Source organism: Streptomyces sp. NPDC050263 (assembly GCF_040655955.1).
Taxonomy (GTDB): Bacteria; Actinomycetota; Actinomycetes; order Streptomycetales; family Streptomycetaceae; genus Streptomyces.
On the sequence record NZ_JBFAKW010000057.1, the window covers coordinates 19,097 to 43,997 of the forward strand.

The window sequence follows — 24,901 nt, forward strand, 5'->3', positions numbered from 1 at the left end:
GGCTTCAGTGGACGACGCCGGCGAGGTTCGGCACCACACGGGTCAGCCGTAGTACGCCCCAGAGGATGAGGAGCACGCCGGTCGCCTCGGGCAGCAGCCACCAGCCCGTGCGGATCTGCTCGTCGAACAGCGCGACGCCCAGCAGGAGGCTCACCGCCGCGTCGCCGATGGTCAGCGCGGGCTGCGAGGCGGCCAGGGGGCCGGCCTGCAGCGCGTTCTCCAGCAGGAGGAGTGACGCGACTCCGGTGATCGCGAAGCCGTAGGTCTGCCAGGTGGTGAGAAAGGCGGGCAGGCCGTCGTCGGCGAGGCGGTCTGTCGCCGACTTCAGGAGAGCCGCCGTCAGGGCGTTGCCGACCGCCGCGGCCGACGCCAGCGCGGCGGCCCGGAACAACGGCGAGGACGCGGAGCACGCGAGGAGAACCGCCCCGGCCATCGCCGCCGAGCCGATGACCAGCACCGGGATCCACCGGTCCATGCCGGCCTGCAGCCGGTTGCCGGAGGGGGCCGCCGCGGCCAGGAGCAGGGCCAGTCCGGCCACCACTCCCCCGACCGCCCACCAGGCGTCGGCGGACAGCCGACGGTGCAGCAGGGGCACCGCCACCAGCAGGGCGAACGGAAGTTCGAGGATGAACACGGGCTGGACCAGCGCCATCGGTCCGTTGATCAGGGCCAGGGCCTGGAACAGCGCGGCGCCCATCACGCCGGCGATGCCGATCGCCCAGGCCGGCCGCCGCGCGAGGGCGAGCAGCAGCCGCACTCCGCCGCCCCGCGCCACCGTGGCCGCGGCCTTGCGCTGAAAGGCCGTGCCCACCGCGTTGCTGGCGGCGCCCAGGACGGCGAAGAGCAGGGCGAGCACGATCATGACTCCACCATGCCTCGCTTTCGCCGCGCCCTCAGCCTGAGCATGCGCCGCCCGGGCAGGCGATCAGGGACAGTCGAGCGCCGTGAGGTCCACCGCGTCGGCCATCGCCTGCATCCCCTTGTCGTTGGGGTGCAGATGGTCGCCGCCGTCGAAGAAGGGCAGGATCCGCTGCGGGTTGTAGGGGCTGCGCAGGATGCGGTCGAAGTCGGTGACGGCGTCGAACTCGCCGCTGGTGCGGATGAACGCGTTGACTTCCTGGCGTACGGTCTCGGCGGCCGGATCCCATTCCGACCAGCCCTCGAAGGGGGCGACCGTGGCGCCGACGACACACTTGCCCGCCGCGTGCACCCGGCGGAGGATCTCCCGGTAGCCGGCGATCAGCTCCTGGGCCGTCACTTCGGTGTGGGCCTTGATGTCGTTCACGCCCTCGAAGAGGAACACCGTGCGCACGCCCGGATGGGACAGCACGTCCCGCTCCAGGCGGTTCAGCGCGCTCTGGCCGGCTCCGTCGGCGAGGACCTTGTTGCCGGAGATCCCCTCGTTCGCCACCCCCTTGACCGCGGTGTTCGCCTGTTGCAGACGGCGGGCCAGGTAGTCGGGCCAGCGGCGGGCGAGGTCGGACGTGGACTGCCAGCCGTCCGTGATGGAGTCGCCGAGCGCGACCACCGCGCCCGTCGACGCGTTCGCGCGCACGGAGACGGCGTCGAGGTAGAACCACGAACCGGTCGTCGCGCCCCACCGATCGGCGCTCTCCTCGGCCGTGTGGTCGCCCTGGGCGAGGTACGACGTCTGCATGGCCATGCCGTGACCGCTCGCCGGGCCCGCCGCGTCCGGTGAGTGCAGGCTGACCGCCAGGTCGGTCGCGGCGGGCAGTCGGCCGGACAGCGGGTCGCTCAGCGCCGTGCCGCCGGCGGGGATCGTGACGGAGTCCGCGCCGCCGAAGCGCAGCCGCCGGTTGCTCCCGGGCACCAGTGCCGCGCCCTGCTGCCGCACTCCCGCGTAGACGCTGTCGAAGGTGACCGGACGGTCGCCGAAGGCGTTGGTCAGCCGGATCCGCAGGTCGCTGCCTCCGACGCTGGTGCGCACGACGAGCCGGTAGCCGCGGTCGGCGACGCCCTCCCCCACCCGGTCGGCGGACGCGCCCCAGGTGATGACGTCGTGCCGGGGCTCGGCCGCATGCGCCGGAGCCCCCTGAAGCACGGCGCCGGCGAACAAGGTGACGACGAACAGGGCGGCGACGAGCAGCCGCGCCGGGGAACGACCGGCCAGGGAGCGGCGGGCCGGGAAGCGGCGGGCCGTCATCGGGTGAAGCCCTTCAGCGTGACGGACCGCCCCGGCCGCACGTCCACCGTGCGGGAGGCTCCGGCGTACGTCACCGTCGTGGTCCGGCCGCCGACGCTGCGCAGCCGAAGCGAAGTGGGTATGCCGTCGCGCCAGCGCAGGTCGGCGACGAAACCGCCGCGGGCGGGCAGGCCGGTGACATGTCCGGCGGCGGCCCAGGCGTCGGGCAGGGCGGGCAGGAGTTCCAGGTGGCCGGGGCGGGAGTGGAGGAGCATCTCGGTCATCGCGGCGGGCGTGCCGAAGTTGGCGTCGATCTGGAAGATGCCCCGGCCCTGTTCGACCTCGTAGATGTCGAACAGGTTGAAGGCGGTGCCGTTGCCGCCGCCGGTCGACGGGCGCAGGTTGGTCACGACGAGTTCGTAGGCGTTCTCCGCGTTCTTCAGGCGGGCCCAGCACAGGGCGCGCCAGGCGTTCGCCCAGCCGAAGCTGTTCATGCCGCGCGCGGCGAGGAGGGCGGTGGCGCCGTCGACGATGTCCTTCGGGGTGGATCCGTCGGGGCGGATGCGGTCGCCGGGGAAGAGGCCGACCAGCGGGGAGAGATGGCGGTGGGTGGTCTCGCCGAGGTTGTCGGGGGACATCCACTCCTCCAGCCAGCCGGTCTCGGGGCTCACCTCCGGCAGGTGCAGCCGCTTGCGCAGGCCGGCGATCGTGTCGGCGTAGGCCGCGTCCTCGCCCAGTTCCGCGGCGGCCTCGCCGTAGTGGCCGAACAGCTCCCACACCAGTTCCTGGGCGTAGGTGATGCCCTGGGCGTCGAGCGGGCCGTGTTCGGGCGACCAGTCGCTGTCGGCGACGAGGACCTCTCGTCCGGAGCCGGGGAGGGTCGTCGGCAGCAGCCGCGCCTCCCAGAACTCGCAGGCGCCCTTCAACAGCGGGTAGATCCTGGCCAGATGGGTGCGCGAGCGGGTGAACTCGTAGTGTTCCCAGAGGGTGTTGGCCAGCCAGGCGTTGCCTGCGGGGTGCCACCACCAGCCCATGCCGCCGTGCGGGTTGGTGGAGATCGCGACGGTCCAACCGGCGTTCTTGCCGGTGGAGTTGCGATAGCGGTTGCGGGGATCGTTGAACAGGGAGCGCGTGAGTGCGGTCCAGGAGGGCAGTTGGGCGAGGCAGTAGTCGGTGAGGGCGTCGAAGCACTGGGACAGGCCCGTGCGGTCGGCCATCCAGTAGTTCATCTGGAGGTTGATGTCGGTGTGGTAATCGCCCATCCAGTCCGGGTCGTTGCCGTCGAGCCACAGTCCCTGGAGGTTGAGCGGGAGGCTGCCACGGGATCCGGAGATCATCAGATAGCGGCCGAACTGGAGGTAGGAGGCTTCGAGTTCGGGGTCGGGCGTCTTGTCGCGGGCGCGTGCGGTGAGGCGTTGCCAGGTGTCCAGGGAGCGCTGCTCGGCGGTCGACTCGCCGAGCGAGAGGTCGATTCGGCCGTAGAGGGCCCGGTAGTCGGCGACATGGGTGCGCAGCAGTGTGTCTGCGGGGTGGGCGGCGGCCGCGCGCACCTTCGTCCGGGCCAGTTTCTGAGGATCGAGGGACGGGTCGCGGTATTTCGCCTCGGCGTCGGGTGCGTAGTTCGTGCCGCCGCTCACCACCACCGTGAGGTCGGTGCAGCCCGTGAAGTCGATCCGGGCGCCGTGCACCCGGACCCGGCCGCCGCCGCCGTGCGCCGTGACGGCGGCCCCGTAGCGCAGGCCGTTCGGCAGGGCCGCGCCGAACGACTCCGCACCGGTGTCAGTCTCGCCGTGGGTGCCGTCCAGGGTCACGGATCCGGTGTAGCGGCCGCCACCGCTCTGGGTGAAGTGCAGGACGATCACGTCGTCGGGGCGGCTGGCGAAGAGCCGGCGCCGGTACGTCACCCCGGAGCGCACGTAGGTCGTCGTGAGCACGGCCTGGGAGAGGTCGAGGGTGCGGCGGTAGTCGTTGACGGCGGACAGGTCGTGGTCGGGGAGGTCCACGGTGAGGCGGGCGAGCAGGGTGAAGGAGCCGAAGTCGGCGCGGCCGTAAGGGAATTGGCCGTCGGCGTCCAGAGTGTCGTTGAGGCCGCCGGTCCACATGGCGGCGTCGGTGATGAGCAGGAGTTCGCGGCCCGGGTCGTTGCTCGCGAGGGCGCCGAGGCGGCCGTTGCCGACGGGCAGGCCCTGTTCGATCATGGAGTGGTCGTCGGCGGGGGCCTGCCACCACAGCCGGTGGCGCGGGTCGCTCCCCAACACTGTTGACGCGGACGGCCGTTGAGGTGCCGCGGTGGCGGTGAAGGTCGGGAGTGCGGCCAGGGCTCCGGTCGTCGCGGCGAGGGAGAGCAGGGTTCTTCTGCTGGGGCGGGGATTCATGACGGCTCCAGAAGTCTGAGAAGGGGCCCGGCGGCCGGCGCCGGGCCCCGAAGCGTTCAGGAGGACTTCGGTACGTCGATCCGGTCGATGTCCGGCGCGTAGCCCGAACCGCTGTCGAAGGTGATCGTGTTGGCGCCGGCCTTCAGCGTCACGGGCACGTGGACGATCGACACGGTCCCCCAGTCGCCGGTGGACGGGAACTTGTGGCGGGTGGCCCCGCCGCCGTTCGCCGAGACCTCCACCGAGCGGGCGTCGCCGCTGATGTAGGCGACCTTGACCTGATAGGTACCGGCCCTGCCGACCACGACGTCGTTCACGGTGAGCTTGCCGCCGAGGTAGAGGTTGCCGACCTTCTTGCCGTCGGAGCAGGCCGAACAGTCGGCGACGGAGGCGTTCCCGGCGAGGGTGTTCGCCGTGGCCTCGGCTTCGTGGCCGGTGTACGTCAGCGTGGTGCCGCGCGGGGCGACGGTGAACAGGCGGGAGCCGTGGGCGGGCAGCGCCTGGGTGATCCCGCTCTTGTGGGCGCCGAGGTTCTCGTGGTTCCACAGGTCGCGGACGGCCGCCTTGCCGGTGAAGCCGAGCGTCGTCCAGTCGGCGCTCACCGAGACGGGCGCGTCGGCCAGGTTGAACAGGGCGACGGTGTACGTGCCGTCGCGATTCTTCGCGGCCCACACCTGCTGGGGGTCGGACGGGGTGACCGGGTGCGCGGGCGGCGTGTCGCCCTGGTTGACGGCGATGACCTCGCGGTTGGTCAGCAGGGACAGGCCGTAGGAGTCCAGGCGGGTGAGGTCGTCGCCGGTGTAGAGCGGGGACTTGGCGATGGCCCAGAGGGTGGCGTAGGTCTGCCGCTCGGCCTTGGTCAGGCCGTCCATCGCGCCGTTGCCGACATCGAGGGAGTCGAGGTCGTTCCAGCCGCCGGAGCCGGCGTGCCGGGTCCAGGCCGGGGTGTCGTCGAAGCGGTCGTCGACGGAGTTCTCCCAGGAGACCAGGGTGTTGCAGTAGCACTCGACGTCGGTGTCGATGCGCCAGCCGTCGGTGTACTTCTGCCAGTCGGCGGCGTGTCCGATGTCGAGTGACCAGGACGCCTCCAGGTGGATCGGGCGGCCGGTCGCGGCGATCGCCTTCTGCCAGGCGGCGACGTCGGCGATGTTGTCGTAGTTGTCGCCGCTCTTGAACGAGCCGGGTCCGACGCCGTCGAGCTTGAGGAAGTCGTAGCCCCAGTCGGCGAACATCCGCGCCTGGGAGTCGATGTACTTCTGCGCGCAGGGGTCGGAGAAGTCGATCTTGTAGGCGCTGTCCCAGCCGTTGGTGGTGCGCAGGTCGGGGTGCACGATGTCGGCGGTGGTGCAGCCGTCGGCGTTCCAGATCGGGGCCTTGCCGTCGGCGTACGCCTCCTTCTCCAGGCCGACGGGCAGGTAGATGCCGGCCTTGAGGCCCTTGGCGTGCACGTGGTCGGCGACCGCCTTCATGCCCCGGGGGAAGCGCTGCGGGTCGGCCTTCTGACGGGCGTACTGGTCGAACTCCGGCTTCCAGGCCTTGTCGCGCCACCAGCCGGCGTCGATGTTGACGTATTCGTAGCCGTACTTCTTCAGCTTCGCGGCGAGGGCGTCGGCCTGCTTGAGCACGTTCGCCTCGGTCAAGTAGCTGTAGTCGCCGTCGGGGTTCAGACCCGGGTACTTGGAGGACTGCATGCTCCAGCTCGACCAGCCCATGTAGGGCTTCGCGGCAGCCACCGGCCGGATCGTCTCGGCCTGGGCCGCGGGGGCGACGGTCGCGGTGCCGACGGCGAGCGCCAGGACGACCACGGCTCTGACGGTGCTGACGGTTCGGACGGCTCTCAGGGCGCGTGCGGGCAGGGCGGAGTGCGAGGGTGACCGCATGGGTCGTACCTCCTGGGGGGGGTGGGGGTGACGGTGGGGGTTGTGGGGGTCAGACGGGGTCGGTGATGAAGGACTGGATGGCGGTGGCCGCGGCCCCCCGCGCCCACTCCTCGAAGGGCAGCGGGCGGGTCTGGACGTCGCACTGCGCGGCCGAGCCGAACGCGGCCGCGGCGAAGGCGCTGCGGATCTGCTCGGCGAACAGGTCGTAGGCGGCGAGGCCCTCGCCGGAGATGACCACCCGCTCCGGGCCGAGCAGGTTGGCGACGGTGGCGATGCCGCGGCCGATCGCCTCCCCCGCCCTGGCGTACGCCTCGCGCGCCTCGGGGTCGCCGCCGCGGGCGAGTTCGACGGCTTCGGCGGCGCCGGTGACCTCGACGCCGGTCCGCTCGCGGATCCGGGCGAGGATCGCCGGGTCCGCGGCGACGGCCTCGACACAGCCGCGGTTGCCGCAGTGGCACAGCGGCCCGTTCGGGTCGACGGTGACATGGCCGATCTCTCCGGCCACGCCGTGCGCCCCGGCGACCACCCGGCCGTGGACCACGAGACCGCAGCCGATGCCCGCGCCGACGGTCACCACGGCGAAGTCCGACAGGCCCACCCCGGCGCCGAACCACTGCTCGGCGACGGTGAGGGCCCGTACGTCGTTGTCGACGGTGACCGGCAGGCCGGTGACGGTGGAGGCGAGTTCGGCGAGCGGCACCTCGCGCCACTCCAGGAACGGCGAGTAGCGGACCACGCCCTCGGCCCGGTCCACGTCGCCCGCGGCGGCGATGCCGAGTCCCATGACGCGCACGCCGTAGTCGTCCGCCTCGGTCAGCAGTTCCCGGACGACCTCTGCGGCCGAGGCCAGGACGGCTTTCGGAGCACGGTCGGCGAGCGGCACGTGCCGGGCGAGCAGGATCCGGCAGCGCAGGTCCGTGAGCACGCCGAAGATCTCGTCGCCGGTGAGCTTGAGCCCGAGGAACAGGGCGCGGCCGCCGTCGACGCGCACCAGGTTCGCGGGCCGTCCGAGCGCGGGAGGCGCGTCCGGGTCCGCGTCCTCCACCAGGTATCCCGACTCGATCAGGGGCCGGACCGCCTTCGTGACGGCCGCCGCGGACAGACCGGCCCGACGAGCCAGTTCGAGCCGGGTGAGCGGCCCCTGGGACAGCGCGGTGGTGAAGATCTGCGAAGCGGCCGGCGTCCCGGCGGGGAACCTCTCGGCAAAGTGCGAGCGGGAGAGCGAGGGCATGGCCGGGAACTTATGGCCCTTATTTTCCGCTGTCAATGAAAGAAGCAGGAATTATCCGAGGAGCGACTGTGAGACCTGACTGCCTCTCAAAGGTGCTCAAGCCACGGAGAGTCGTCGTGCAATCGAAGGCTCGGGACGCCGGACCCGGTAGGTCGTCTTCGCCGGGTCCGTGACCGGCTCACCCAGGGTGATCCGGCCGGCCCGGTACAACTCGTCGCACTCGGCGGCGGACAGCGCGACATAGCAGCCTCCCCGGCCGCCGACGGCGTCCAACGGCCGCCAGTAGCCGTACACCCGCCGTCCACCGGCATGCTCGGTGACGAACACGGGCGTGCGCGGGTCGGAGACGATGCGCAGAACGTCGAGTGCCTGTGGCGAAGTCGATCTCACCCGCGCATCCTTCAGCACGGCACTGACAACGGGCCTCAGAGCCTGCGGGGGCGCATCCCCATGGGCGCGCTCAGCCGAAGAACCCCCGCGGCGCGGGCAGGCCGGGAGTGAAGGAGGACGGGGCGCTCATGACGCGGTCCAGGTCTCGCTTGATCCGCTCGGCCTCGCCGCGCACCTGGGCGGGGATGTCACCGCGTTCGGTGATGAGGCGGTGGTAGATCGGGGTGTCGTCGAAGACGGGGGTCACCGAGGTGGCTCTGCTTTCGTGGACGGTCGGGCGGGCCGACACGGCAGGACTTGCTTCGGACACGGCCGACGATCCGACGGGACGAATCGGCGCTTCCGTGACGCCGCTTGACGATTCGACAGCTCGATCGTGGCGACGACACCATCGTATTGTCCCTGATGCGGCGTGGTGCGGGTGACCAGGGGGCGCAGGGAAGCACGGGGCGGCCGGCCGGGACCGCGCCGGGCGCTACCACGACAGGGGGCCGTCGGCCGCGCAGGCCTGGCCGGCGAGTCCCTCGCGGACCGGTTCGGGGCGCAGGAGTTGGGCGAGGATCGCCACGGTGGCGCGGTGCCAGTCGCCGCCTCGCCGGAGCATCGCGTGATCGCCCCGACGGACGAGGACGAGACCGGCCTGCGCCGCCGTCCCCCGCGCCCGTCGGACGTAGTCCGCGGACTCCCCGGGATCGGTGACCCGGTCGCGGTCTCCGTGCAGGACGACGATCCGCGTGCCGCCGAGATGCGCCACGGGTTCGTCGGGCGGGCACCACGGGGCCAGCGCGAGCACTGCGCGCACGGCGGGGTCGGCCGCCGCCCGCAGCGCCGCTCGGCCGCCCATGGAGTGCCCGACCAGCGTCACGGGCACCTCGCCGGCCAGCCGTCGCAGCTCGTCGAGCGCCCGTGCGGTGTCGTGCACCGGGTCCGCCGTCGCGTTCCAGCCGCGATAGCGGTACCGCACCTCGGCGACGAGCACGTCCTGACGGTCCGTCGCGGCGACGGCCGCCCGAACGACGGGACGCATGCGCAGGGCGGCCGGATGCCAGGCCCGCGACGGCTGCCGGCCGTGTTCGCGGCCGCCGTGCAGGACCACGACCGCGGCGCCCGGTGCGGCCGTCGGCCGGTGCCGCACCACCAGCGCGGTTCCGGCCGCCTCGACGGCTCCTCGTTCGTGCAACTCCCCCGCCGCCTCTCTCACCTGGCCGTGTCCGTGTAGCGGCGGACAATGGGCTCCAGGTAGTCCACGTGCGGACCCGCCAGCCCGGCCAGCTCGGCCGGGGAGCTCACCAGGGTAATGCGGTCCAGTTCCGGGGTGCGCCCCGCGTTCCGTTCGGCGGCCGTCATGGCCTCGAACCCTTCGTGCAGCTCCGTCGCCGGACGGGGCGGTGCGAGATGGGCGAGGCCGATGCTCCGGTGCGCGCCCCGGGTGACCGCCCAGAGCGCCAGCTGCCGAGCCGGGAGGTCGACGCCGGTCTCCTCGACCAGCTCCCGCGCGGCATGACCGCGCAGGGCCGCCTCGTCGAGCTCCTCGCCGTCCTGCGGAGGCTCGACCGAGCCGCCCGGCAGCTGCCATCGACCCGGAGTGGACGTCGCCTGCGACATCCGAGCGATCAGCATCCTGCCGTCGTCCGTGGGCTGCACGACGTACACGAAAAGCGACGGCAGCCAGGCCCGGTTGCCGGGTACCCGGCGCAGCGCGAAGTGCCGGTAGGTGACCCGCGTCCAGGAGAGGACGAGCCGACGCGGCCCCTCCCAGGCCGCGCCCGCGCACGCCACCACGGGGCCGTCGAACAGGTCGGGGTTGGCCGCCATCGCCCGCTGCCAGGCACGGTCCCGCGCCGCCTCGTCCGCGGGCGACAGACGCGGCGGCGCGGCCTCCACCAGCCGAAGCCGGGGAACGTCGAAGAGATCGACCCCCGTGGGGGTCAGGGCTTTTCGGGCCTTCGTCACCGAGCCATCGTAGGAGCCGGCTGCAAGGGGTTGACGAGGCCGCCGGTCGGCGAGTCCCCCCGGGCGGTGGGCGCGGTCGGCCAGACGGCGGGGCAGTGGGCGCCCTTGCGGGGCGTCTTCAGGGTGAGCAGGTAGGCGTCGATGGCGTCGCGCGCGCAGGGGCTCAGCCAGTAGTCGCCGTGGCCGGCGCCGTCGTAGGTGAGGAGCACGGCCTCGTCGCCGATCTGGCGGGCGGCGTTGACGCCCCAGGAGTACGGGGTGGCGGCGTCGTAGCGGCTGTCGGTGAGCAGGATCGGCGGGGTGCCGTCGACCCGCAGCCGGTGCGGCGGGTTGGTCACCTCCGTCGGCCAGCCCTGGCAGCCGGTCATGTCGTTCCAGGCGAGGGAGCTGAACCGGGTGACGGGGGCGACGCCGGCGAGCCGGCGTTCGTAGCCGGCGAGGGCGGCGTACGACGGCACGTCGAAGTCGTGGTCCTGGCACAGCACCGGGAGGTACGCGAACTCCGTCGGCTCGCCGCGCTGCCGGAGCGAGCGTGCGTTCGCCTGGGGGTCCGGGGCGTCCAGATCGGCGAGGGTCTCGGCGAACCGGAGCCAGTCGACCGGGTTGTACAGGTAGGCGAAGGCAAGGTGCTGGAGGTGCTCGTCGGTGAAGACGTAGTCGCCGTCCACGACCAGCTCACCGGCGGCGGCGCGTCGGTAGAGCGAGTCGAACAGGGCGCGGGCGTCGCGGTCGTGGAGCGCGCAGGACGGCGTGCGGGCGCACCAGTCGGCGAACTGGCCGTACGTCTCCTCCATCGCGATCGCCCTGGTCTCCTGGAAGTCCCAGACGTCGAGGCTGTGGTCCATGTTGGAGTCGAGGGCCATCGCGCGGACCCGGTGCGGGTAGCGCTCGGCGTACTGCTGGCCGATGCCGGTGCCGTAGGAGACGCCGTAGTAGCTGATGCGCTCCTCGCCGAGGCCGACGCGGATCGCTTCCATGTCACGGACGACGCTCGCGGTGTCCATGTGGTCGACGAGCGGCCCGGTGAGCGCGCGGCAGCTCTCGCCGAGCGCCCGGTTGGCCTCGCGAAGGGCGGCGAAGGCGGCGTCGCCGTCGGGGTGGAGCAGCGGCTCCTGGGCGGCGATCAGGTCTTCGTCGCACTTCACCGGGTTGCTGAGGCCGACGCCTCGCGGGTCGAAGCCCACGATGTCGAACCGCTCCAGCAGTGCGGGCGAGAAGGACCGGGGCGCGCTGAACGCGAAGCCGACGCCGGAGCCGCCCGGGCCGCCGGGGTTGATCAGCAGCGAGCCGATCCGGTGCTCCGGATCGGTGGCCCGATGGCGGACGAGGGCCAGGTCGACGGTGGCGGAGTGCGGGCGCGTCCGGTCCCCGGGCACCTCGACGGTGGCGCACTCGAAGGCGCCCTCCCCATAGGGCGATTCACAGGCCTCCCACGCCAGGCGGCCGGCGGGCCGCGGCTCGGCCGAGGGAGCGGCGACGGCCGCCGTCCCGGCGAGCGACTGACCTAACAGTACGGATGCCAGCACGCTGACGAGGAGTCTGAGCGACATGACCTTCCTCCATGATCGGAAGTCCGAAGAAGGCTCACAGCATGGATGAACATCCCTGCAGAGCAAAGCATTTGATGTTGCGTCAGTGTTGTCGGCGGCGGCGACCCACAGCTCGCGTCAGGGCCGTCCGACTGCGTGATCACCCGACCCGCGCGACACTGAGGTTGCGGATGATCCAAGGGGCGCGCGTGGAGAGGAGCCCTGATGCCCAAGCGGCCGTCGCTCGCCGAATCCGTCGGGGCGGGCCGGCGTGCGGCGCGGGTCACGGTCGCCGCCGCGGCGGGGTTCTATCCGGCGGCTTATGTTCTCGATCAGCCGGTGACCGCGGTCTACGCCCTGTTCACGCCCATCACGTTCGGCGTCCTCTCGCCGGTGCCGGGATCCGGGCGGCGGCGCGCCGCGACGGTGCTGCGTGCCCTGCCGGCCGCCGCTGCCCTCACCGCCCTGGGCACCGCCCTCGCCGTGGGGACCTGGCCGGCCGTGGCGGGGATGCTGCTCGTCGGGTTCGGGCTGCGGTTCGGCGCGGTGTGCGGGCCGCGGCTGTCCGGCGCCGTCCCCGGGCTGCTGCTGTTCTACATCCTGGCCTGCTTCCCGCCCTTCGCGCCCCAGACGCTGCCGCAGCGGTTGACCGGGGTCGCGGTCGGCGGGGCGGCGCTCGTCCTGTGCGAGCTGGCGGTGGCCGCGGATCCCCCGGATCCGTCGTACCGCGACCGGATCGCCGACACGCTGGATCTCGCGGCCCGGGCGGCCGGATCCCTGCTGCGCGCCGGGGTCCCCGAGCCCGGGCTGGCCGGGCGGCTGCGGGCGGCGGGCCGGGGCCTGCGGTTCTCGCAGCAGCCTCCCGGCGCCCGTCCGACCGGCGCGGGGCGGACCGACCGGGCGCTCGCCGAGGCGGGTTCCGCGACCCGGCGCCTGGTGGACCAGCTGGCCGCCCTGACCGCGCTGCCCGCCGCACCGGCGGACATGGCCTCGCAGACCCTCCTGGGCGGCACGGCGGCGGCGTGCGCGGAGACGGCCGGCTCGCTGCGCCGGGCCCGCCCCGGGGCGGGCCCGGGGCTGATCGAGGAGATGATCGCCCAGTTCCTGGTCTCGCGCGACGCGCCGACGTCAAAGACGGCGGGAGGGCGCACCGATCGTCCGCACGAGGTGCTGCTGCGGCAGTCGACCGTGCTGACCGTCGCGGTGTCGGCGGTGACCGTGGGCACGGCGGTCGCGCTGGCGTTCGGCGGCCGTCAGCCGGTGCACGGTCTGCCCCGGGAGCAGTTCTGGTACGCCCGGACCCCGACGGTCCGTCTCTTCGGCATTCGCCTCGCCGGCAATCTCACACGGCGGTCCGTCGTCTTCCAGAACGCGCTGCGCACCGCGCTCGGTCTCGCGCTCGCCCGTCTGGTGGCGGGCTCGCTGGACCTCTCGCACGGCTTCTGGGTGCTGCTGACCGTGCTGACCCTGGGACGTACCACGGCGCTCGCCGCCTGGTCCGCCGTCCGCGCGGCCGTCGTCGGCACGCTCGCCGGTGCGCTGGCCGCCGGGCTGCTCCTCATCGGGGCGGGCGACGCCACCGAGGTGTACGCGTGGCTGCTCGTCCCGATGATGCTTCTCGCGTTCACCATGGGGCCCCTGGAGGGACCGGCCTGGGCGCAGGGGCTGTTCACCCTGGTCGTGTCCGTGGCGTTCGCCCAGATCGAGCCCGTGACCTGGCGGCTCGCGGAGATGCGGGTCGTCGATGTGCTGACCGGGAGCGCGGTCGGGCTGCTGTGCGGTGTGCTCGCCTGGCCCTTCGGGGCACGCGCCGAGACGCGGCGCAGCATGGCGGCGCTGCTGCGGGACGCCGCGCCCCTGATCCGGGCCTCCCTCGGGGCCGCGACCGGCTACGCCCCCGAGGGAGGCGCCGACGCCGATCAGGCGCTGCGGCTGACCCGGCACCGGCTGCGCATGGCGGAGGGCTCGTACGCGCAGTACCGCACCGAGCCCGCCGTGCCCGTCCCCGGGACCGAGCTCGACTGTCTCGCCGTGCTGAACTTCGGCGCGCGCGTCCTGGTGGGCGCCTACTGGCTGCCCCGGACGGCACATGCGCACGAGCTGCCCGCCGCCGCCCGGGACTGGGTCCGGGACGTCGGCGAGGCGGTGGAGGCGGCCGCCGTCCGGGCGGCGGACCTCCCCCCGGACGGCCTGCGGATCCGGCTGACGCCGCCGCCGTCCCTCACGTCCCGGGCGTCGCCGCCGGTCCGGTCGCTCCTGAGCGACATCGAGGTGTGGCTCGACGCGCTCGCGGCGGACCTGCGGGCGGCCTGCACCGGCCACCGGACAGGCCCGCCCGCGGCGCTGTCCGGTCAGTGACCGGCGAGCAGTTCGAGCGTGTCGATCACCCGGTTGGAGAAGCCCCACTCGTTGTCGTACCAGGCGACCACCTTGATGTGGCGGCCTTCGACGCGGGTGAGGGCCGAGTCGAAGATCGACGAGGCCGGGTTGCCGGTGATGTCGGAGGACACCAGCGGGTCCTCCGAGTACTCGAGGACGCCGGCGAGCGGGCCCTCGGCGGCGGTGCGGTACGCGGCGAGCACGTCCTCGCGGGTCACGTCGCGGGCGACGGTGGTGTTGAGCTCGACGATCGAGCCCACCGGGACGGGCACCCGGATCGAGTCGCCCGACAGCTTGCCCTCCAGGTTCGGCAGCACGAGGCCGATGGCCTTGGCGGCGCCCGTCGTGGTCGGCACGATGTTGACGCCGGCGGCGCGGGCGCGGCGCGGGTCGCGGTGCGGACCGTCCTGGAGGTTCTGCTCCTGCGTGTAGGCGTGCACCGTCGTCATGAACCCGTGCTCGATGCCGGCGAGGTCGTCGAGGACGGCGGCCAGCGGCGCGAGCGCGTTGGTGGTGCACGAGGCGTTCGAGACGATCGTGTGCAGCTCGGCGTCGTAGGCGTCGGTGTTGACCCCGTACGCGAGCGTGACGTCGGCGCCGTCCGAGGGCGCGCTGACGAGCACCTTCTTCGCGCCCGCGTCGAGGTGGGCGCGGGCCGCCTTGGCGGAGGTGAACCGGCCGGTCGCCTCCAGCACGATGTCGACCTCGAGCTCGGCCCACGGCAGCTGCGCCGGCTCACGCTCGGCGAGCACCTTGATGCGGTGGCCGTCGACGACGAGAGTGTCGCCGTCCTCGACGCTGACCGGTCGGCCCAGTCGGCCGGACGTCGAGTCGAAGGCGAGCAGCTGCGCGAGGGCGGTGGGCTCGGTGAGGTCGTTGACGGCGACGATCTCGAGGTCGCTGTCGCGTTCGAGGAGCGCGCGCAGCACGTTGCGTCCGATGCGGCCGAATCCGTTGACGGCGATGCGAGTCATGAGTGGTGTCCCTTCGGTTTCGCCACCAGCCTCGCGTGCGCCGCGCTCCCGTGGCCACGGCGTGAGCGCCATGGTTCGCAAGGATCCCGCCACGCCGGCGGGCGGTCCGGTCACTCGCCCCGGGTGAAGGTGCGCCGGTACTCGGTCGGCGTGGTGCCGAGGATCTGCTGGAAGTGCAGCCGCAGATTCGCCCCGGTGCCGAGTCCGACGTCGCCCGCGATCTGCTCGACGCCGCGTCCGGAGCGTTCGAGCAGCTCACGGGCCGCGTCCAGGCGAGCGCGCATGACCCACTGCATCGGCGTGTATCCGGTGTCCTCGACGAAGCGCCGCGAGAAGGTGCGCTCGGAGACCGCCGCGTGCCGGGCGAGGGCCTCCAGGGTGAGGGGTTCGTGGAGCCGGTGCAGGGCCCACTCCCGGGTGGCGGCGAACCGCTCGCCGAGCGGCTCCGGCACGCTGCGGGGCACGTACTGCGCCTGACCGCCGCTGCGGTAGGGGGCCGCGACCAGGCGGCGGGCCGCGTGGTTGGAGGCGGCCACGCCGAGGTCGCGGCGCAGGATGTGCAGGCACAGGTCGATGCCGGAGGCGGCGCCGGCCGAGGTCAGCACGCTGCCCTCGTCGACGAACAGGACGTTCTCGTCGACCTGGACGAGGGGATGTTTCGCCGCCAGCGCCCGGGTGTAGTGCCAGTGCGTGGTGGCGCGTCTGCCGTCGAGCAGACCGGTGGCGGCGAGTGCGAAGGCGCCGGTCGAGATGGCGGCCAGCCGGGCGCCTCGGGCATGGGCGGCGAGCAGCGCGTCGACGACCACCCGCGGCGGGTCCTCCCGGTCGGGGAAGCGGTAGCCGGGGATGAAGACGACGTCGGCCCATTCGAGCGCCTCGGGGCCGTGGGCGACGTGGTACGACAGCCCGTCGCCGCCGGCCACCAGGCCGGGTGCGGCCCCGCACACCCGCACCTCGTAGGGCATGCTCGCGCGGGTCGTGAAGACCTGCGCGGGGATGCCGACATCGAGCGGCTTCGCCCCTTCGAGCACGAGGACGGCGACACGTCGGAGGCGGGAGGACGACACCCGCACCAGGGTACGGGGGGCCGGAGCCCGGCTTCGTCAGGCCTGAACAGCAGCGCCGTCGCGGCCCGGAAACCCGGCCCGGCATTGGCATAGACCTGACACCACGGACGGGCTAAGCTCTGCCGCGCCACACCTGAGAGCGCTCTCACGGATCCGCTGTTCCACCCCCACCTCCCTGGAACGACGAAGGGCAACTCCCATGAGACGCACAAGACTCAAGCACGTCTGCCTGGCCGCGCTTCTGACGCTCGCCGCCCTCGGCGGCACGAACACGCTCCCCGCGGCGGCGGCCGGAACGACCGGATCGACGGCCGCAACCGCCGCCGCACCCGCCTCCCCCGGGTTGCTCCAGGCCATGCGGCAGGAGTTCGGGCTCACCGAGGAACAGGCCGTGGCCCGGCTCGAGGCCGAACAGGCCGCCACCGCGCTCGAACCGAGCGCGCGCCGCACGGCCGGGGCCGCGTACGCGGGGTCCTGGTTCGACGCCGCCGAGGGTCGCCTGACCGTGGCCGTCACCGCGCGGGCTTCGCAGGCCACACGTGCGGCGATCCGCGCCGACGGAGCCGGTGTCCGGGTCGTCGAGCACAGCGCACGGGCGCTGGACGCGGCGAAGTCGCGCATCGACCGGCTCTCCGCGCCCTCCGCGGTGGGGAGTTGGCACGTCGACCCGGTGGCGAACACGGTCGTGGTCACCGTCGTCCGCGACCGACGCTCGGACAACGATGTCCAGCGGTTCCTGGCGCAGGCCCGCGCCGCCGGTCCCGTCACCGTCGAGACGGTCGCCGCGGCCCCGCGAACCTTCGCGGCGGGCACGGTCGGCGGCGACCCCTACTACACGGGCAACTTCCGCTGCTCCATCGGCTTCTCGGTGTACGGCGGGTTCGTGACCGCAGGTCACTGCGGTCAGGCCGGCGCGGGCGTGCGGGGCTGGGACGGCTCGTACATCGGCAACTTCCAGGGCTCCTCGTTCCCCGACAACGACTACGCCTGGGTCAACGTGGGCAGCGGCTGGTGGACGGTGCCGGTCGTGCTCGGCTGGGGGACGATCCCCGACCGGCTGGTGCGCGGCTCGGCCGAGGCGCCCGTCGGCTCGTCCGTCTGCCGGTCCGGGTCGACGACGCACTGGCACTGCGGCACGGTCCTCGCGAAGAACGAGACCGTCAACTACAGCGAGGGCGCGGTGCATCAGATGACGAAGACGAGCGTCTGCGCCGAAGGCGGCGACTCCGGCGGCTCGTTCATCAGCGGCGACCAGGCCCAGGGCGTGACCTCCGGCGGCTGGGGCAACTGCAGCGGCGGCGGCGAGACCTGGTTCCAGCCGGTGAACGAGATCCTCAACCGCTACGGCCTCACCCTGCACACCTACTGACCGCACCCCTCTCCCCACACGCGGGGGTCGTTTCCCGTGGTCGACGACCTGCGGGCATACACGAGTTGAACACTTCGTGCGACGCCCGCCGAGGCGTTCGACGCTCCCTACGCTGACGCGCGTGCGAGATCATCGGCAGACGGGCGACAACCGTCACAGCAGTGCCCGCGAGCGGTCCCCGCTGGCGACGCGTGCCCCCTGGACGGCAGGTCGCGGCAGTGGGCCCAACCCGCTGCTGGGGCTTCAGCAGTCCGCGGGCAACGCGGCCACCGTCGCGGCGCTGAACGGGGCGGGCCCCTCCACCGCCGGCCGCCGGAACCCGCCGATGCTGGACGCCATCGCGGAGGTGGACGACAGCCCCCTCGAACTCCCGCCGTATCTGCGGCACATGGAGGCGGGAGGGCTGTCGACGGCCTATGCGCTCACCGGCCACGAGTTCGTCACCACCACCCTGGCCGAGCAGATCGGCCGCCGGGACGACGTCGTCGCCGAGATCGGCGCGGAGCTGGCCGGGCGACCCGAGTCGTTCTACGGGCGCGGCCGGGCCTTCGCCGTCACCGGGCCGCGGGGCACCGACCGCTACGACGTCAGTTCGAGTCGGTGCTGGTGCAGTTCACGCTCGACATGCGGGTGGTGGCGCGGGTGGCCGACCGGGTGTCGGGACGGGGATCGACGGCCGTGCAGGACGTCACCCTGCCCGAACCGGTCGTCGTCCGCATGCCCGCCCCCGCGGTGCGCCGCCTGCTGGCCGACGCGGCGAACGCCGGACGCCTGCGGGACCCGGACGGCCGTCTGACAGCGGGTGCCTGACGGAACGTCACGAACGCGTGAGCCGGACGGTGTCCGCAGCCGAACCCGCGCGTCACCGCGGACGATGCGCCATGCCCACGTCACCCCTGCGACCAGGAGGCCGGCGTCGGCTGTCGGATCACAGCTTGGTGCCGAAGTTCTGGGTCCACCACGGGCCGCCGTCGCCGTCGTGGATCCCCACGCCGATGTTCTTGAAGTCGCAGTTGAGGATGTTCGCGCGGTGGCCCTCGCTGTTCATCCAGGACGTCATCACCGACTCGGCGGTCTGCTGCCCCTTGGCGATGTTCTCGCCGTACGTGGACCAGCGGTAGCCGGCGGCCGTGACGCGTTGGCCGGGGTCGACGCCGTCGGGGTCGATGTGGTCGAAGAAGTCGCGGGCGGCCATGTCGTCGGAGTGCCCCTGGGCCGCTTTGCGCAGCAGGGCGTCCGCCGTGAGGGCGCCGCAGCCCGCCGTCGCCCGCTCCTTGTTGACCAGCGCGATCACCTGGCTCTCCCGATCGGACGAACCCGACTGTGCGACCGGTGTCTTCGAGGCGGACCGCTTCGGCGCGGACGTTTTCGACGGCGCCGACGCCGAAACGGTCCTGCTCTTGCCGGGACTCGGCGAAGGGCTCGCACTCGGCGACTTCGACGCCGACGCGGACACCGTCGGGGAAGGCGAGGGCGACGGCGAGCTCGCGCGGCCGGCGTCCGGTGTGGGGTTGTCGGAGACGGTCTCGTCGCTCGCCGGCCGCACCGCGGCGCTGTCCTCGGTCCCGCCCTCCGGCTGCATGCCGAAGTAGGAGAAGCCGCCGCCGGCCACACAGGCCGCCACGACCGCGCCGCCGACCGCCCGCCGGCGCGTGCGCCGCCTGCGCCGGGCCGCGGTGCGGGAGGCGGTCCGCTCGCCCGCGGCGCTGCGGTGCCCCGACCGCACGGACACGCCGAGGTCGCCGTCCCCGCCGACCGGGGACTCCGCGGCGGCCAGAGCGACGGTGTCGGCGGCGGAGCGCGTGTTCGCCAGGAGCGCGGAGGACGCCGAGACCAGGGCCAGGCCGGCCAGCAGGCCTTCGGCCGGGACCAGTCCGCTCCACAGGCCCGAACAGCGGGCGCAACCGCGCGCGTGCCGGGCTATGCGCTTGCGCCACAACGCCGAGGGCCGGCCGTCCCAGCCCGCGAGCGCGCCGCGCAGTTCCTGGCACGGCGGCTGTGCGTCCAGCGCCCGCACGACCACGCGTGCCGCCTCCAGTTGCGCCTTCATCCGCTGCACGCGGACCGCGGTGTGCTCCGGCGACAGCGTCATGGCGGCGGCCGTCTCCGCCCGGGTCAGCTCACCCGCGCACTCCAGCCACCACAGGGACAGCAGCCCCCGGTCGTCGGGCTCCAGCCAGCGCGTGGCGCGCGCGGTCTCCTGCCGCTGGCCGGACAGCTGGAGCTGCACGATGGTCAGGTCCACGAAGTCCGCGCCCGGATCGGCCACCGCGTCGGCCTCCTCCACCCCGCCGTGGACGGGCTGTCGGCGGTTCCAGTGCGCGCGGACCTGGTTCATGGCGACGGCCACCAGCCAGGAGCGGAAGCTCTCGGGCTCCCGCAGCGAGCCCAGTGAGTCGAGGGCGCGCAGCATGGTGTCCTGGACGACGTCGTCCACGTCGACCGAGCCGTTCAACGCCCGGCCCACGATGTTGTAGACCAGCGGAAGGTACACGCTGACGAGCGCGTCCTGTGCCGCGTGATCGCCCGCTCGGGCGGCGGTCACCAGCGCCGCCGCCTCCACCGTGTGCCGTTCGCTCATTGCTGCTTCCCTGTCCTCGACCCCGAACGATGCTGTCCGTCATTTCGGGGATCTCCGCGGGACCACCGGATAACAGTTCTTCGTGAAGTTGTGCGAGGAGAGGTTGGCGGCTGCTGTGCCACCTGTGCAATGGGAGAAGTCACATCCCGCGCGGGGCGCATGATTTTTCTGCATGAACATGCCGCTATGGGAAACTGGGCGCATCGTCAGTGACGGGGGGGGCACCGGTGAGCAAGCGACAGGTACGCAAGATGCTGCGCCAGATGGCGAGCGGGGAGCCCGTTCGGGTCACCAGCGCCATGGCGTCCATGAAGAAACTCACCCGACTCGCCTTCATCGCGCAGCAGTTCGGGTACGAGTACGCGGACGTCACGCAGGGCGGCGGGCCGCAGGGCAACGGCTATGTGATGCTCATCGTGCCCGACCCCGGCCCACAGGCCAGGGCGCGGGCAGAGCAGAACCGGGCGCGCTACCCGAACGCCGCCGACGGGGGCGCGCTGCCGCCCTTCGTCCCCGAGGCCCTCGACCTCCTCAAGGCCCGCATGGCATTCGACCTCTCCACCAGGTACACCGAGAAGCAGCTGATCGCGATCGGCGGCACCGGCTTCACCGTGATGGCCGCGGCCTTCGCCTTCCGATTCGCCGCACACACCACCGCCCTGGTCGTCGCAGGCGTCGTCTGGGCCGTGCTGATGGCCCTCATGCCCGTCGGCCTCGTCGTCGGCCGGCGCTACCGGGCCAAGAACGCCGCCCTGCTGGAGGCCGCCGGTTTCACATCGGTGACCGACCTGGCCGGGCGGCTCCGTTACGTTCCACCGGGCGGTCGACTCCCCGGGCACGGGAACCCGTTCGCCGTGGAGGCATAGGCCCCGCGGAGCGGGCCGGTCGGTGGCCGCTCATCCCCCGGTCGGCCCGTTCATCGGAGGAAGTCGACGAGGGCGGCCGTGAGTTCGGCGGGCGCGTCCTCCTGGACGAGATGGCCCGCGCCGGCGATCGGCTCCAGTCGCGCACCCGGAATGCGGTCGGCGAGCTCGCGTCCCTTCACCGCGGGGATCCACACGTCGTCCTCGCCCCAGCACACCAGCGTCGGGACGTCGATCTCGCCGTACCGGTCCTGTACCTCGTCGGTGCAGCGCTGATCGGCCTGGGCGATCCGGCGGTAGAAAGCCCCCTGGCCGGGGTCGCCGAGCCAGGGCTCGACCAGCCGGTCGAGGACGGCGGGGTGCAGTCCGGGGCTGCTGGCCGAACTCACGTACTCGCGCACCAGGGCGCGGTGCAGCGCGGGCGGCAGCCGCTCGAAGACCTCGGGGCGTTCGCCGACGAGCCGGAAGAACGGGGAGCCCCACGGCGCGAGCGCGACCGGGTCGACCAGGGCGAGGGCGCGGTAGCGGGCGCCGTGCAGCAGATGCGCCCGCAAGGAGACCGCACCCCCGAAGTCATGGGCGACCACCGCGGGTTCGGGAAGCTCCCAGTGAGCCGGCAGCTCGGTGAAGATCCCTGCCTGGGCGGCCGGCGACACATCCTGGCCGGCGTACTTCTCCGAGGCTCCGTAGCCGGGCATGTCCCACACGTACACCTGATGGCGGCGGGAGAGCGAGCGGGCGACGGCGCGCCAGACCTAGGAGGAGAAGGGCGTGCCGTGAAGGAGGACGACCGGATCCCGGCCGGGCTGCCCCAGGCGGTCCCGGCGCACCTCGCCGGAGGAACTGCGGAACGTCTTCGTCAGCTGCCATTCGCTCGCGGATGCCGTACCTCCCGGTCCTGGTGCTCACCACCGTCAAGGGCGCAACCGCCGGGCACGGCACGCGCATTCCCCGCCGTCGGGCCCACACCGCCCTCTTGAATGCTCGATTCAGCATCTCTAGCCTCTTCTGGTGACTTCATTCACCCAAGCTCTCGCTCGCCGCCCCGAACCTCCCCGCAGACCCCGGCGCCTGCGTCGGGCCCTGCTCCTCGCCCTCGGCCTGACGCTCCCCTCGCTGCCGTCGGCCGCCGCCGCACCGGTCCAGCCGCCCGCCGCCACCGTTCCCCAGGTGTGGCCGACGCCCCGGCACATCGAGGCCGACGGTCGTCGACTCGCCGTCCCCGACCGGGTGGTCGAGGTCGTCGGACCGGACACCGACCCCGCCGCCCGCCGGGTCGTGGAGGCCGCGCTGCGGGCCGCCGGGGCCGACCGGATCGTCACCGTCCCCGCGGGCGAGCACCCGCCCGCGGCCGGACTCACCGTCTTCGTCGGCGGTCCGGGCGAAAACCCGGCCACCGGGCGGGCGTTGCGGGAACTGGGCGTCAAGTCGCCCGCCGGGCTGCCGTCGGAGGGGTACGTCCTGGCCTCCGGCCGACACGCCGGACGCGCCCTGCTCGCCCTCTCCGGCGTCGACGCCACCGGCACCTTCTACGCCGCCCAGACCCTCCGCCAGCTCCTCACCGGCCCGCGCCTGCCCGAGGTGACGGTCCGCGACTGGCCGACGGCCCGGCTGCGCGGGGTCGTCGAGGGCTTCTACGGCACGCCGTGGACACACGCCGAGCGGCTCGGCCAACTCGACTTCTACGGCCGCACCAAACAGAACGTGTACGTCTACTCCCCCAAGGACGACGCCTACCTGCGCGAGCGGTGGCGCGACGAGTACCCCGCCGCCGAACTGGGCAGGCTGCGCGAACTCGTCGACCGGGCGGCCGCGAACCACGTCCGCTTCACCTACGCCCTCTCCCCCGGCCTGTCGGTCTGCTACTCCTCGGACACCGACATCACCGCGCTGGTCCGCAAGTTCGCCTCGCTGTACGACATCGGCGTGCGCTCCTTCGCGATCCCGCTGGACGACATCAGCTACACGAAGTGGAACTGCCCCGCCGACGAGGAGAGGTTCGGCAGCGGGGGCGGGGCGGCCGGAGCGGCGCAGGCCCATCTGCTGAACCAGGTGTGGCAGGAGTTCTCCGCCGGCCGCACCGGGCTCCAGCCGCTGGAGATGGTCCCCACCGAGTACTCCGACCTCGCCGACACCCCCTACAAGAAGGCGCTCCGCGAGCAGTTGGACCCCGACGTCGTCGTCGAGTGGACCGGCGTCGGCGTGATCGCGCCCACCGTCACCGCCGCGCAACTGCGCCAGGCCCGCACGGTCTACGGGCACCCGATCCTGCTCTGGGACAACTACCCCGTCAACGACTACGTCACCAGCCGACTGCTGCTCGGCCCCTACACCGGCCGCGAGGCGGACGTGGCACGGGAGGCCGTCGGCGTCACCGCCAACCCGATGGTCCAGGGCGAGGCGAGCAGGCTCGCGCTGTTCACCTCGGCGGCCTACCTGTGGAACCCGGACGGCTACGACCCCCGGGCGGCCTTCCTCGCCTCGGTCGACGACCTCGCCGGAACGGCGAAGGCCGCGAAATGGCTGCGGATCTTCGCCGAGAACAACTACTCCTCCCAGCTGGACCCCACCGAGTCCCCGACGCTGACCCGGCTCATCGCCGCCTTCCGCACGGCGTACGAACAAGGCCGCGGCCTCGACCGGGCGGCTGCCGCACTGCGGTCCTACTTCACCGACATGGCCGCCACGCCCGCGCAGTTGCGCGCCCGCCTCGCCGGCCCCGGCTTCCTGACCGAGACTTCGGCCTGGCTGGACAAGCTCGGCTCCTACGGCGCGGCCGGGCTGACGGCCGTGGATCTGCTCCTCGCCGACAAGCGGGGCGACACCGAGGCCGTGTCGACGTACTGGAACCGGCTGCGCGGCGAGCGCAAGGCGCTGGACGCGATTGCGCAGCAGGTGTCGCCGGGCGTGATGGACCAGTTCCTCTACACGGCGATGATCCAGAACGCCCCCGACCCCGGCGTGGATCCGTCCTTCTCGCCCGGCTCGCTGGCCCTGAAGCCGGGCGCGAGCGCGACGGTCACCCTCACCCTCGCCGACCACCGGTCCACCGCCGCCCGGTCCGTCGAGTGGAAGGCCACCGTGCCCGCCGGCGTCACGGCGTCCCCGGACGGCGGCACGGTCACCGTCCCGGCGGGCGGCAGCGCCTCCGCCGCTGTCACCTTCACGGCCTCCTCGGACGCCTCGGCGGGCGTCCGCTCGGTCGTGGTCTCGGGCGGCGCGGGGGTGCTCACCCGGGCGATCCCCGTCCAGGTGACCGACGGCGCGGGAAGCCCGCGGGCGCTGACGGCCGACTTCAGCGGGGCGTCGGTCAGTTCGATCGACCTCGTGTCCGGCACGAGCGCCGAGATCAAGGTGGGCGCCAACCCGGGCGAGGTCGTCGTCAGCGCCGACGGGCGCACCGCGTACGCGGCGAACCAGGGGTCGAACACGGTCAGTGTGATCGACGTGCCGAGCGGGACGGTCACCGGCACGGTCGCGGTGGGCCGGGTCCCCGCCGGGCTCGCCCTCACCCCCGACGGCGGCACGCTGTGGGTGGCCGACTACACGGACGGCACCGTGCAGCCCGTCGACACCGGCACGCTGACGGCGGGTGCGGCCGTCGCCGTCGGCTCGGGTCCGGAGAACATGGCGGTCACGCCCGACGGGGACACCCTGTACGTGGCGAACATCCACGACGCCACGGTCACCCCGGTCGACCTGGCGACCCGCACGGCCGGGGCGGCGATCCCCGTGGGTCCGTCCCCGTTCAACGTGGTCGCGTCTCCCGACGGTCGGACCGTGTACGTGTCGAACTCGGGTGGTTCGACGGTCACGCCGATCGACACGGCCACGAACGACACCGGGCCGACGTTCCTCGTCGCCGGCCAGGCCTACGGCCTCGCGCTCTCCCCGGACGGCCGGACCCTGTGGGTCAGCCCCAGCACGGGGGACACGGTCACGCCGGTCGACACGGTGACCGGCGCCCCGGGGACGCCGGTCACGGTGGGCCGTTCGGCCTTCGACGTGGCTCCGGACTGGAACGGCGCCACGATCTACGTCACCACGGCGGACGGCAACAGACTGATCCCGGTCGACACGGCGTCCGGCGCCACCGGGCCCCCGCTGCCGACCGGCGCCTACCCGCTCGCCGTCGCGCTCACCCCCGTACCGGTGCCGTAGGTCGGT

At 72.9% G+C, this 24,901-nt stretch carries 18 protein-coding genes and 1 pseudogene; 5 read left to right on the forward strand and 14 right to left on the reverse strand.

Going from position 1 to position 24,901, the window contains the following annotated elements; translation table 11 throughout:
• Positions 1–4: 4 nt before the first annotated feature.
• The 10 genes from AB0J04_RS24615 to AB0J04_RS24660 all read right to left on the reverse strand — a co-directional run bounded on the left by AB0J04_RS24615 (position 5) and on the right by AB0J04_RS24660 (position 11,522).
• The gene (locus tag AB0J04_RS24615) at positions 5–862 is read right to left on the reverse strand and encodes a DMT family transporter (RefSeq protein WP_363170700.1); all 858 of its coding nucleotides are present in this window, start codon (positions 860–862) and stop codon (positions 5–7) included.
• A 63-nt stretch (positions 863–925) separates the two neighbouring features.
• A complete protein-coding gene (locus AB0J04_RS24620; RefSeq protein ID WP_363170701.1) occupies positions 926–2,164 on the reverse strand; it encodes an SGNH/GDSL hydrolase family protein in 1,239 nt (412 codons plus the stop codon).
• Positions 2,161–4,518, reverse strand: a complete 2,358-nt coding sequence (locus tag AB0J04_RS24625; protein WP_363170702.1) for a glycoside hydrolase N-terminal domain-containing protein — start codon at positions 4,516–4,518, stop codon at positions 2,161–2,163. Before AB0J04_RS24625 ends, AB0J04_RS24620 begins: the two co-directional genes overlap by 4 nt.
• 56 nt (positions 4,519–4,574) lie before the next feature.
• Positions 4,575–6,398, reverse strand: coding sequence for a carbohydrate-binding protein (locus AB0J04_RS24630; RefSeq protein ID WP_363170703.1), 1,824 nt, complete (start codon positions 6,396–6,398; stop codon positions 4,575–4,577).
• A gap of 49 nt (positions 6,399–6,447) precedes the next feature.
• Entirely contained in the window at positions 6,448–7,629 is a 1,182-nt protein-coding gene (locus tag AB0J04_RS24635; RefSeq protein ID WP_363170704.1) for an ROK family transcriptional regulator, read from the reverse strand.
• A gap of 96 nt (positions 7,630–7,725) precedes the next feature.
• Positions 7,726–8,019 carry a hypothetical protein gene (locus tag AB0J04_RS24640; protein ID WP_363170705.1) on the reverse strand — a complete coding sequence of 98 codons (294 nt, stop codon included), beginning with the start codon at positions 8,017–8,019 and terminating at the stop codon, positions 7,726–7,728.
• A 70-nt stretch (positions 8,020–8,089) separates the two neighbouring features.
• The gene (locus tag AB0J04_RS24645; protein ID WP_363170706.1) at positions 8,090–8,329 is read right to left on the reverse strand and encodes a hypothetical protein; all 240 of its coding nucleotides are present in this window, start codon (positions 8,327–8,329) and stop codon (positions 8,090–8,092) included.
• A 165-nt stretch (positions 8,330–8,494) separates the two neighbouring features.
• The gene (locus tag AB0J04_RS24650; protein ID WP_363170727.1) at positions 8,495–9,160 is read right to left on the reverse strand and encodes an alpha/beta fold hydrolase; all 666 of its coding nucleotides are present in this window, start codon (positions 9,158–9,160) and stop codon (positions 8,495–8,497) included.
• Positions 9,161–9,216: 56 nt separating this feature from the next.
• Entirely contained in the window at positions 9,217–9,972 is a 756-nt protein-coding gene (locus AB0J04_RS24655; RefSeq protein WP_363170707.1) for an NUDIX domain-containing protein, read from the reverse strand.
• The gene (locus AB0J04_RS24660; protein WP_363170708.1) at positions 9,969–11,522 is read right to left on the reverse strand and encodes an alpha/beta hydrolase; all 1,554 of its coding nucleotides are present in this window, start codon (positions 11,520–11,522) and stop codon (positions 9,969–9,971) included. Before AB0J04_RS24660 ends, AB0J04_RS24655 begins: the two co-directional genes overlap by 4 nt.
• Before the next feature lie 204 nt (positions 11,523–11,726).
• Here AB0J04_RS24660 and AB0J04_RS24665 point away from each other — a divergent pair, with 204 nt between their 5' ends.
• Positions 11,727–13,859, forward strand: a complete 2,133-nt coding sequence (locus AB0J04_RS24665) for an FUSC family protein (RefSeq protein ID WP_363170709.1) — start codon at positions 11,727–11,729, stop codon at positions 13,857–13,859.
• Here AB0J04_RS24665 and gap read toward each other — a convergent pair.
• On the reverse strand, positions 13,853–14,854 hold the full coding sequence (gap, locus tag AB0J04_RS24670) for a type I glyceraldehyde-3-phosphate dehydrogenase (RefSeq protein WP_363170710.1): 1,002 nt from the start codon (positions 14,852–14,854) through the stop codon (positions 13,853–13,855). The genes AB0J04_RS24665 and gap overlap by 7 nt on opposite strands.
• Positions 14,855–14,964: 110 nt before the next feature.
• Entirely contained in the window at positions 14,965–15,921 is a 957-nt protein-coding gene (locus tag AB0J04_RS24675) for a helix-turn-helix domain-containing protein (protein ID WP_363170711.1), read from the reverse strand.
• Positions 15,922–16,120: 199 nt separating this feature from the next.
• Between AB0J04_RS24675 and AB0J04_RS24680 the strand changes: the two genes are divergently transcribed.
• Both AB0J04_RS24680 and AB0J04_RS24685 read left to right on the forward strand, forming a co-directional pair.
• Positions 16,121–17,290 (forward strand): S1 family peptidase, encoded by a 1,170-nt coding sequence (locus AB0J04_RS24680; RefSeq protein WP_363170712.1) that lies wholly within the window; start codon positions 16,121–16,123, stop codon positions 17,288–17,290.
• A gap of 121 nt (positions 17,291–17,411) precedes the next feature.
• Entirely contained in the window at positions 17,412–18,086 is a 675-nt protein-coding gene (locus AB0J04_RS24685; RefSeq protein ID WP_363170713.1) for a hypothetical protein, read from the forward strand.
• 132 nt (positions 18,087–18,218) lie between these two features.
• On the opposite strand, the gene AB0J04_RS24690 is transcribed toward AB0J04_RS24685, so the two are convergent.
• The gene (locus tag AB0J04_RS24690; RefSeq protein WP_363170714.1) at positions 18,219–19,871 is read right to left on the reverse strand and encodes a sigma-70 family RNA polymerase sigma factor; all 1,653 of its coding nucleotides are present in this window, start codon (positions 19,869–19,871) and stop codon (positions 18,219–18,221) included.
• A gap of 227 nt (positions 19,872–20,098) precedes the next feature.
• Here AB0J04_RS24690 and AB0J04_RS24695 point away from each other — a divergent pair, with 227 nt between their 5' ends.
• The gene (locus AB0J04_RS24695; protein WP_363170715.1) at positions 20,099–20,737 is read left to right on the forward strand and encodes a hypothetical protein; all 639 of its coding nucleotides are present in this window, start codon (positions 20,099–20,101) and stop codon (positions 20,735–20,737) included.
• Positions 20,738–20,787: 50 nt separating this feature from the next.
• On the opposite strand, the pseudogene AB0J04_RS24700 reads toward AB0J04_RS24695, so the two are convergent.
• Positions 20,788–21,597: pseudogene (locus tag AB0J04_RS24700) on the reverse strand (alpha/beta hydrolase).
• A 208-nt stretch (positions 21,598–21,805) separates the two neighbouring features.
• Here AB0J04_RS24700 and AB0J04_RS24705 point away from each other — a divergent pair.
• The gene (locus AB0J04_RS24705; RefSeq protein WP_363170728.1) at positions 21,806–24,895 is read left to right on the forward strand and encodes a beta-N-acetylglucosaminidase domain-containing protein; all 3,090 of its coding nucleotides are present in this window, start codon (positions 21,806–21,808) and stop codon (positions 24,893–24,895) included.
• The last annotated feature ends 6 nt before the right edge of the window (positions 24,896–24,901 follow it).

Bases quoted from the DNA above. Each gene is read 5' to 3' on its own strand.
- AB0J04_RS24615 (WP_363170700.1), bottom strand. From the start codon at position 862: ATGATCGTGCTCGCCCTGCTCTTCGCCGTCCTGGGCGCCGCCAGCAAC.
- AB0J04_RS24620 (WP_363170701.1), bottom strand. From the start codon at position 2,164: ATGACGGCCCGCCGCTTCCCGGCCCGCCGCTCCCTGGCCGGTCGTTCC.
- AB0J04_RS24625 (WP_363170702.1), bottom strand. From the start codon at position 4,518: ATGAATCCCCGCCCCAGCAGAAGAACCCTGCTCTCCCTCGCCGCGACG.
- AB0J04_RS24630 (WP_363170703.1), bottom strand. From the start codon at position 6,398: ATGCGGTCACCCTCGCACTCCGCCCTGCCCGCACGCGCCCTGAGAGCC.
- AB0J04_RS24635 (WP_363170704.1), bottom strand. From the start codon at position 7,629: ATGCCCTCGCTCTCCCGCTCGCACTTTGCCGAGAGGTTCCCCGCCGGG.
- AB0J04_RS24660 (WP_363170708.1), bottom strand. From the start codon at position 11,522: ATGTCGCTCAGACTCCTCGTCAGCGTGCTGGCATCCGTACTGTTAGGT.
- AB0J04_RS24665 (WP_363170709.1), top strand. From the start codon at position 11,727: ATGCCCAAGCGGCCGTCGCTCGCCGAATCCGTCGGGGCGGGCCGGCGT.
- gap (WP_363170710.1), bottom strand. From the start codon at position 14,854: ATGACTCGCATCGCCGTCAACGGATTCGGCCGCATCGGACGCAACGTG.
- AB0J04_RS24680 (WP_363170712.1), top strand. From the start codon at position 16,121: ATGAGACGCACAAGACTCAAGCACGTCTGCCTGGCCGCGCTTCTGACG.
- AB0J04_RS24690 (WP_363170714.1), bottom strand. From the start codon at position 19,871: ATGAGCGAACGGCACACGGTGGAGGCGGCGGCGCTGGTGACCGCCGCC.